This is a genomic window from Methylobacterium crusticola (assembly GCF_003574465.1).
GTDB lineage: Bacteria > Pseudomonadota > Alphaproteobacteria > Rhizobiales > Beijerinckiaceae > Methylobacterium > Methylobacterium crusticola.
The window spans coordinates 1-7,842 of the sequence record NZ_QOWC01000293.1; the positions used below are offsets into that span (position 1 = coordinate 1).

At 77.3% G+C, this 7,842-nt stretch carries 9 protein-coding genes and 2 pseudogenes; 8 read left to right on the forward strand and 3 right to left on the reverse strand.

What is annotated here, in order from left to right; genetic code table 11:
• A pseudogene (locus DT057_RS36290) lies at window positions 1-245 on the reverse strand (hypothetical protein); the annotation flags it as partial.
• Between the two features lie 397 nt (window positions 246-642).
• Here DT057_RS36290 and DT057_RS33060 point away from each other — a divergent pair.
• The 7 genes from DT057_RS33060 (at window position 643) to DT057_RS33090 (ending at window position 6,136) form a co-directional block, all read left to right on the forward strand.
• A complete protein-coding gene (locus DT057_RS33060; protein WP_128566262.1) occupies window positions 643-951 on the forward strand; it encodes a hypothetical protein in 309 nt (102 codons plus the stop codon).
• Window positions 952-1,207: 256 nt separating this feature from the next.
• Window positions 1,208-2,380, forward strand: a complete 1,173-nt coding sequence (locus DT057_RS33065; RefSeq protein WP_128566263.1) for a GNAT family N-acetyltransferase — start codon at window positions 1,208-1,210, stop codon at window positions 2,378-2,380.
• A 178-nt stretch (window positions 2,381-2,558) separates the two neighbouring features.
• Complete coding sequence (locus DT057_RS33070; RefSeq protein ID WP_128566264.1) at window positions 2,559-3,242, forward strand: N-acetyltransferase; 684 nt, start codon at window positions 2,559-2,561, stop codon at window positions 3,240-3,242.
• Window positions 3,243-3,297: 55 nt separating this feature from the next.
• Complete coding sequence (locus tag DT057_RS33075) at window positions 3,298-3,486, forward strand: hypothetical protein (RefSeq protein ID WP_128566265.1); 189 nt, start codon at window positions 3,298-3,300, stop codon at window positions 3,484-3,486.
• Window positions 3,487-3,630: 144 nt separating this feature from the next.
• Window positions 3,631-4,398, forward strand: a complete 768-nt coding sequence (locus tag DT057_RS33080; RefSeq protein WP_128566266.1) for a 5-oxoprolinase subunit PxpA — start codon at window positions 3,631-3,633, stop codon at window positions 4,396-4,398.
• Window positions 4,398-5,117, forward strand: coding sequence for a 5-oxoprolinase subunit B family protein (locus tag DT057_RS33085; RefSeq protein ID WP_128566267.1), 720 nt, complete (start codon window positions 4,398-4,400; stop codon window positions 5,115-5,117). Before DT057_RS33080 ends, DT057_RS33085 begins: the two co-directional genes overlap by 1 nt.
• Window positions 5,114-6,136, forward strand: a complete 1,023-nt coding sequence (locus tag DT057_RS33090) for a 5-oxoprolinase subunit C family protein (RefSeq protein WP_128566268.1) — start codon at window positions 5,114-5,116, stop codon at window positions 6,134-6,136. Before DT057_RS33085 ends, DT057_RS33090 begins: the two co-directional genes overlap by 4 nt.
• Before the next feature lie 54 nt (window positions 6,137-6,190).
• Here the strand turns inward: DT057_RS33090 and DT057_RS33095 are convergent, their stop codons facing one another.
• Window positions 6,191-6,817 (reverse strand): YceI family protein, encoded by a 627-nt coding sequence (locus DT057_RS33095; RefSeq protein WP_128566269.1) that lies wholly within the window; start codon window positions 6,815-6,817, stop codon window positions 6,191-6,193.
• Window positions 6,818-6,935: 118 nt separating this feature from the next.
• On the opposite strand from DT057_RS33095, the gene ruvA reads away from it, so the two are divergent.
• Window positions 6,936-7,553, forward strand: coding sequence for a Holliday junction branch migration protein RuvA (gene ruvA / locus DT057_RS33100; RefSeq protein WP_128566270.1), 618 nt, complete (start codon window positions 6,936-6,938; stop codon window positions 7,551-7,553).
• Between the two features lie 96 nt (window positions 7,554-7,649).
• On the opposite strand, the pseudogene DT057_RS35780 reads toward ruvA, so the two are convergent.
• Window positions 7,650-7,842, reverse strand: a pseudogene (locus DT057_RS35780) (hypothetical protein); the annotation flags it as partial.

Here is a 7,842-nt window from a genome sequence, read left to right on the forward strand (position 1 = left end):
GCCGCCCTGACGGGCGCTGGCGCGGGTTTCGCCGCGACGCCGCGGGCGGGCGCGGGTTTCGCCGTGACGGCGCGGGCGGGTGCAGGCTTGGCCGCGACGGCGCGGGCGGGCGCGGGCGCCGTCTCGGCGGGCCGGGCCGGCGGATCGGTCCATGGTCGCGCGTCCTGCTGCGCGAGCGCAGGCGGAGCGCTGAGCACGCCGAGCAGGAGGCCGAGTCCGATGCGCTGGCGCACTCCGTCCAACATGGCTGCACCTCCGGCGAGGCCCCGACCTTAGCCAGCGGACCCGGCGGCGTCCACGCGTGTGCAACAGAAAATTAAGCATCCGCCGCATCGGCCGCACCGCCGGCCCCGCGCGCCGCGGCCGGGCGGGCCCTGCGCGGCGGCGCAGGCTCTGACGGGCATGCCGGGTGCGCGGGACGCCCCGTGCGGGAAAGACGGGTGCAGCCGAAGTCGGGGCCGCCGGATTATCGAAGAGCGGGCTGCGGGAAGCGGGAGAGGCCAATTCCCTGGAAGGTGACGTGTCGTCTCGCGAGCCGCGTCCGCGATCCCGGAAACTGCCATTCCCCGAGGGAAGCCGGGAACGAAAGATTCGCACGTTTCCGGCTCGCTCCGGATCGCGTCGTCGCCCGGAGGAGAGAACATGCGCGCCAGCCTTCCCGCCAAGGGCGCGGCGCTCGGCGGCCTCATGGTGCTCATGGCCCAGCCGGGTCCGAGCTGGCACGGCGTCTGCGCCGGGGCGGCGGGCCTCGTGGGGTTCAGCGTCCTGGCGCTCGCCGCCCGGTCGAAGCCGGCCCCGGCGAGGAGGCCGCAGCCGCAGCCGCCGGGGCCCGCCCCGGCGCCGGAGCGACCGAGCCCGTTCGAAGGGCTGCGGGAGGGCGCGCTGGCCCCCGGGCCGCACGCCTCCCTCCTGATGCCGGTCGCCGCGATGACGCGGCGCCCGCCGCCCTGACGCGGACCGAGCCCGCGTCCCGGGCCGGCCCGGGCCCCTCCCGCGGCGACCGCTGTCGGCCGGCACACGGGCGGGCCGGGCGCCGGCCCGGGGCAGCGATCCGCCCCTGCCCGGCGGGGCGGCTCCTCGCCGGCATTGAATCCGACCGCGGCGGGCGGGTAGTGGGTTGTGGACCCGGCCGCGTCCCGCGCCGCGCGGGGTCGGGTGGCGGACCGGGCCCGCCGGCGGCGCGGGATCGATCGGAGTGGCAGGGTGCATGGTGGCGGTGCGAGGGGAGAGCCGGGTCGATGCCCCCGCTCCGGCGTTCCGGGTCCGGGCGAGCCGGAGCCTGGCCGATTTCGCCGAGCACTGGCCGCGCAGCGACCGGGTCGGCGCGGCCCGCTGCCACGTCTTCCAGTGCGCCGACGTGCTCGAGGTCTGGCTCGCGACGATCGGGCCGGCGCGGCGGGTGCGGCCCTGGTTCGTCGGCGTGTTCGACGGTCTCGACGCGCCGGTGCTGCTCCTCGCCCTCGGCATCGAGCGGCGCTGGGGCGTGCGCGTGCTGGCCTTCCTCGACGGCGGCGTGGCGGATTACAACCTGCCGGTCCTGTTCGAGCCGGCCGCGGGCCTCGATGCCGCCGAGGCGGCCGGGATCTGGGCCGCCGTCGTGGCGGCCCTGCCGGCCTTCGACCTCGCCCTCCTCGACAAGATGCCGGCCGAGGCCGGGGGCATCGCCAATCCGCTGATGCATCTTGCCGCCGCGGCCCGGGGCGAGGCCGGCCACGTCATGCGCCTGCCGGCGTCCCGCGCCGAGCTCGAGGCCCGGATGCCGCGCCGCCGCAGCCGCGCCCGCCATCGCAAGCAGCTCGAGAAGATCGGCCCGGTCGCCCTGATGGTGGCGCGGACGCAGGCCGAGGCCGAGACACTCCTGGCGAGCGTCCTGCGCGACAAGTCCCGGCAGCTCGCCGAGATGGACGCCCCGGGCTTCCGGGACCGGCCGGGGCTGCGCGCCTTCTACGCCGCGGCGACCCGGTGCCTGCCGCGACCCGCCCCCGCGCACCTCTCCGCCCTGACGGTGGGCGGCACCCTCGCGGCCTGCCACTGGGGCCTCGTCTTCGAGGGCCGGTTCTACATGCTCGTCACGGCCTACGCGGACGGCTGGCAGCGCTTCTCCCCGGGCGGCCTCCTGCACGACGCCCTGATCCGCTGGAGCCACGAGGCCGGCCTCTCCTCGTTCGACTTCGGCATCGGCAACGAGGCCTACAAGGCGGAGTATTGCGACGCGACGCTCCCCCTTCACCGCGCGACGATCCCGACCCGTCCCCTCGGCCACGCCTGCATCGCCGGCTACGCCGTCGCGTCGCGCCTGCGCGCCCTGTTCGCGCGGCTCTCGAGCCTGGCGCGCCCGCGCCGCGGGGGCGAAACCGTCCGGGATCGGGACGCGGGCTGACCCTCCGGCAGCGGGATCTTGTGCCGTTCCGGCACGATCCGGGGCGATCGGCCCGCGGGACGGCGGCCTGCTGCTTGCGTGCGGGATCGCAACCAAGGGCTGCGTTTAACCCGGATGCCCGGCTTGGTCGCAGAGCCGGGGACCGAGGAGCGGCCGCCATCAGACCCGGAGGCCGGTCATGCCCACCCTTCCGCTTCCGCTCCCGCAGCCGCTCGGACCGGCCCGCGCCCGCGCCGAGGCCGGGCCGGCGCGGGGCCTGCGCACGGCCTGGCTGCGCGAGCGCCGCACCGACATCGGCCTGCGCCGCGACCTCCACGTGCCGCACCCCTCGCCCGAGGCGGCGATCCCGATCAGCGTCCGCGAGGCCATCGCGAGCGACGCCTCGGCGCAGATGTTCTCCATCTACCAGCCCGGCCTGACGCCCGAGGAGCGGGAGGCGATCGCCCTGCGGCGCGCGCAGCTGCGGGCCGGCATCGCGACGGGCTTCGTGGCCATCGACGGCCGCAGCGGCGCGCCCTGCCACGTGCAGTGGCTCCTGGGGGCCGACCAGAACGCCGAGATCCAGGCCCTGGGGGCCTACCCGCTCCTGGAGCCGGGCGAGGCGCTCCTGGCGGGCGCCTACACGCCGGTCGCCTACCGGGGCCTCGGCATCGGGGCGGCGGCGACGGCCCTCATCGCCAAGCGCGGCCTCAACCGGGGCGCGCGCCACATCCTGACCTTCGCGGGCGGCCAGGCCCTGCGGGAGTGCGAGCGGGCCGGGTTCAGGCCGGTCCTGGAGCGCCGCATCGACAGCTGGTGGTTCGGCCTGCGCCCGCGCGCCACCTTCGCGGCCCTGCCGGACGCGGGTGCCCCGTCCCGCTGAGGCGGGGCCCGCGCCTTGCGACGCTCCCCCGCGGTCACACCGGGAGGAGGCGAGCTTGACCCAATCCGACACGAATGGTGCTGCCGCGGGCGTGCCGGCGCCGCCCCGCGTGCCAGGGGGGAGCAGGCTGCGCAGCGCCGCCATGGTGCTGACCCTCGCGGTCGGCATCCCGGCGGTGCTGGCCTGGTTCGGCCTCGTCGGCTGGGGCGTGCTCTGGCTCGCCCGCAACGCGCTCGCGCTCTGAGGCGGGGCGGGCCGTCCCCGGCGGGACGCGGGCGTCGCCCGGGCGGTCCCTCTCGGGGCCGGTTGCTGTATCGTGGCGCACGACACGGCCCGCTCCCGCCCCGGCGGGGCCCCGGGCCGCCGGCCTGACGCTTCGGGAGCCCCCATGCTCACCATCGACCTCAACTCCGACCTCGGCGAGGGTTTCGGCGATTACCGCTGCGGCGACGACGCCGCGATGCTGGAGGTCGTCACCTCGGCGAACGTCGCCTGCGGGCTGCACGCCGGCGACCCCGAGATCATGGCCCGCGCCTTCGCCATCGCGCGCGAGCGCGGCGTCGCCGTGGGGGCCCATCCGGGCTATCCCGACCTCTACGGCTTCGGCCGCCGGGTGATGCCGTTCACGCCGGCCGAGGTCGAGCGCCTCGTGGCCTACCAGGTCGGGGCCGCGCAGGCCCTGGCGGCCTATGCCGGCCACCGCGTCACCTACGTCAAGGCGCACGGGGCCCTCGCCAACCTGGCGGCCGCGGAGCGCGACGTGGCGGACGCCATCGCCCGCGCCGTGAAGGCGGTCGATCCGGGCCTGTCGCTCCTCGCCATCGCGCTCACCGCGCAGGTTCCGGCCGGCGAGGCGGTCGGCCTCGACGTCCACCAGGAGATCTTCGCCGACCGCGGCTACACCGAGGCCGGCCACCTGATTCCCCGCGGGCAGCCCGGCGCCATGGTGGTGGACGAGGACGCCGCCGCCGACCGGGTCCTGGCGATGGTGCAGGAGGGCGCGATCATCGCCGCCAGCGGGCGGCGCCTGGCGACGCCGATCCGCTCGGTCTGCGTCCACGGCGATTCCGCCCACGCGGTCGCGACCGCCCGCGCGGTGCGGGCGCGCCTCGAGGGGGCGGGCGTGCGCCTCGCGCCGTTCCGGGCCGCCGCGTGATGGCGGCCCCGCGCCTGCGCGACGCCGGCGAGGCCGCCCTGGTGGCCGAGTTCGGCGACACGGTCGATCCGGCCATCAGCGACCGCGTGCTGGCCCTCGACGACGCCCTGCGGGCGGCCGCCCCGGAGGGCCTGCGCGAGACCGTGCCGACCTACCGCTCGCTGATGATCCACTACGACCCGCTCGTCCTCGACCGCGAGGCGCTGGCGGGCCGGGTGCGCGACCTCGCCGCCCGGCCGGCGGCGGGCCGCCCGGGCGCGGCCCGGTGGACCCTGCCCTGCTGCTACGACCCGGTCCTCGCCGAGGACATCGGCGCGGTGGCGCAGGCGACCGGCCTCGCGCCCGCGCAGGTCGCCGCCCTCCATGCCGGAGCGGAGTACCGGGTCTACATGTACGGCTTCGCCCCCGGCTTCGCCTATCTCGGCGGCTTGCCGGAGGCCCTCGCGGTCTCCCGGCGGGCGACGCCCCGGCCGCCCCACCCCCCGAACGCCCTCCTGATCGGCGGCGGCCTCGCGGCGGTCGGCACCTTCCCGATGCCCACCGGCTGGTACGTGGTCGGGCGCACGCCCGAGCGGCTCTACGCCCCGGGCCGCGACGCGCCGTTCCCGGTCGCGGTCGGCGACACGCTCCGGTTCGCGGCGGTGGACGCCGCCACCTTCGCGGACCTCGACCGGCGGGCCGCCGCCGGCGAGGCGGTGGCGACCCGGGAGGCGGCATGAGCGCGGCCTCCCTCAGCATCCTCTCGGCGGGGCCGGGGGCGACCATCCAGGACGGCGGGCGCCACGGCTACCTGCGCTACGGGATCACCGCGGCCGGGCCCATGGACCCGCTCGCCCACGCCACCGCCAACCGGGCGCTCGACAACGAGGCGGGGGCGACCGCGATCGAGATCTCCCTCGGCGGGATCGAGCTCACCGCCGAGGGCGGCCCCGTCGGCGTCGCGCTCGCGGGGGGCGACATGCGCCTGAGCCTCGACGGCGCGCCCCTGCCGCCCGCCGTCGCCGTCACCCTCGAGCCCGGCGCCGCCCTGCGCGTGCGGGCCGGGCGCTCCGGCGCCTGGACCTACCTCGCGGTCGCCGGCCGCCTCGACGTCGCCCCGATGCTCGGCTCGACCGCCACCCACACCCGCTCGGGCTTCGGCGGTCTCGAGGGCCGAGCCCTGCGGCCCGGCGACCGCCTGCGGGTCGCCGATCCCCGGCCGGGCCCGGCCGAGCCGCACGCCCTCCTGGCGCCCTGGCTCGACCGGCCGCCGGAGCGGATCCGCGTCGTGCTCGGGCCACAGGACGACTTCTTCGCCGAGGACCAGGTCGCGGCCTTCCTGTCCGGGCCCTGGACCGTGACCCCCCGGGGCGACCGCATGGCCTGCTTCCTCGACGGCACGCCCCTGCGCCACGCCCGCGGCTACAACATCGTCTCGGACGGCATCGCCATGGGGGCGATCCAGGTGCCCGGGGAGGGACGCCCCATCGTCCTCATGGCCGACCGGCAGTCGACCGGGGGCTATCCGAAGATCGCCACCGTGATCGGGCCCGACCTCGGCCGCCTCGCCCAGGCCCAGGCCGGGACGCGAATCGGCTTCCGGGCCGTCACCCTGGCGCAGGCCGTGGCGGCCCGCCGCGCCGAGGCCGAGGCCCTGCGGCCCGCCGTGGCGCGCGAGCCCCTGCGGCGCACGGAGTTCACGGCGGAGTTCCTGCTCGGGCGCAACCTGATCGGCGGGGTGGTGGACGCCGGCGCGTGATCCCGCGGGCGGCTCGCCCCGCGGACGATCCGCCGGACCCCGCGTCGCGCCGCCTCAGGGCGCCTCCGCCTTGAACTCCCCCTCGATCCGCAGGGTCACCTCGTCCCCGAGGGCCGGCAGGAACGCGCCGAGGCCGAATTCGGAGCGCCGGAGCACCGCCCGGCCCTCGAAGCCCACCGTGTAGCGGCGGTCGAGCGGGTGGAGGCCGGCCTGCGTGAAGGTGGCGTCGACGACGACCGGCCGCGTCACGCCCCGCAGGTCGAGGTCGCCCTGGATCCGGGCCGTCGTCGGGCCGGTGGGCTCCACCACCCGGCTCGCGAAGGTCGCGGCCGGGAACCGGACCGCGTCGAGGAAGTCCGGGCCGCGCAGGGTGCGGTTCAGCTCCGCGTCGAGGGCGTCGAAGCCCTCCGCGCCGATGCGCGCCGTGACCCGGCTCTGCGCGGGCGTCCTCGGGTCGAGGTCGAGGGCCGCCGCGACGCCGGTGATCTGCCCGTAATAGGTCGAGTAGCCGAAATGGCTGAGCGACCAGGTGATCCGGCCGTGGGCGGGATCCAGGACGTAGCGGCCCGGGCGGACCTGGGTCGGGTCCGTCACCGGCGCCGTCGGAGGCGCGGCCTCCTGCGCGGAGGCGGGGGGTGCGAGGGCGAGGCAGAGCCAGGCCAGCGCGGTCGCGCGCTGCATCGGGTCACCTTGTGGGTCGGGGCGGCGGTCGATATGGGCCGGACCTGATCCCATGAACCGCCGCCGCGCTCAAGGTTGGGCGCGGGCCCCGGCGGACGATCCGAGAGACGGCGACGCGATGATCGGCAAGCTGAAGGGGGTGGTGGATTCCTACGGCGAGGACTTCGTCATCCTCGACGTGCACGGGGTCGGCTACGTGGTGCATTGCTCGGCCCGCACCCTCCAGCGCCTGCCCGCGACCGGCGAGGCGGCGGAGCTCGCCATCGAGACGCACGTGCGCGAGGACATGATCCGCCTCTACGGCTTCCGCTCGGACCCGGAGCGCGAGTGGTTCCGCCTGCTCCAGACCGTGCAGGGGGTCGGCACCCGGGTGGCCCTCGGCGTGCTCTCGGTGCTGGAGCCCGGGGATCTCGCCACCGCCATCGCCACCGGCGACAAGGGCTCCGTCGCCCGCGCGCCGGGCGTCGGCCCGCGCCTCGCCGCCCGCCTCGTGGCCGAGCTGAAGGACAAGGCGCCGGCCTTCGCGCCCGTCGACCCGGCCCTGATCCAGCTCACCGGCGCGGTCGAGGCCCGCACGGCGCCCCAGCCGGTGGCGGACGCGATCTCGGCCCTCGTCAACCTCGGCTACCCGCAGATCCAGGCCTCGGCCGCCATCGCGGCCGCGCTCCAGGGCGCGGGCGATGGGGCGGAGGCCAAGACCCTGATCCGGCTCGGCCTGCGCGAGCTCGCCCGCTAGCGGCCCCGCCGACGGACCGGCTGCCACGCGCCGCCGGCCCCGGGCCCCGGCGGGGCGCGCGGTCCCTTGCGGCTCGCCGCGACCCGCGGGCCGGCCTCAGGCCCGGAAGTCGAACACCGCCGCGCCGGCGCTGCTCTGGGCGGGGCTGCCCCCGCCGGCGCCGTAGCCGCTCGCCTGCTGGCGGGATTGCAGCGCCTGCAATTGCTTGATGAAGCTCGAGAGGGCGCTCGCGCCGGTGCCGCCCGCGGCGCCGGACGCGTCCGCGCCGCCCGGCCCTTGCGCGCCGCCC

Bases quoted from the DNA above. Each gene is read 5' to 3' on its own strand.
- DT057_RS33060 (WP_128566262.1), top strand. From the start codon at position 643: ATGCGCGCCAGCCTTCCCGCCAAGGGCGCGGCGCTCGGCGGCCTCATG.
- DT057_RS33065 (WP_128566263.1), top strand. From the start codon at position 1,208: ATGGTGGCGGTGCGAGGGGAGAGCCGGGTCGATGCCCCCGCTCCGGCG.
- DT057_RS33070 (WP_128566264.1), top strand. From the start codon at position 2,559: ATGCCCACCCTTCCGCTTCCGCTCCCGCAGCCGCTCGGACCGGCCCGC.
- DT057_RS33080 (WP_128566266.1), top strand. From the start codon at position 3,631: ATGCTCACCATCGACCTCAACTCCGACCTCGGCGAGGGTTTCGGCGAT.
- DT057_RS33085 (WP_128566267.1), top strand. From the start codon at position 4,398: ATGGCGGCCCCGCGCCTGCGCGACGCCGGCGAGGCCGCCCTGGTGGCC.
- DT057_RS33090 (WP_128566268.1), top strand. From the start codon at position 5,114: ATGAGCGCGGCCTCCCTCAGCATCCTCTCGGCGGGGCCGGGGGCGACC.
- DT057_RS33095 (WP_128566269.1), bottom strand. From the start codon at position 6,817: ATGCAGCGCGCGACCGCGCTGGCCTGGCTCTGCCTCGCCCTCGCACCC.
- ruvA (WP_128566270.1), top strand. From the start codon at position 6,936: ATGATCGGCAAGCTGAAGGGGGTGGTGGATTCCTACGGCGAGGACTTC.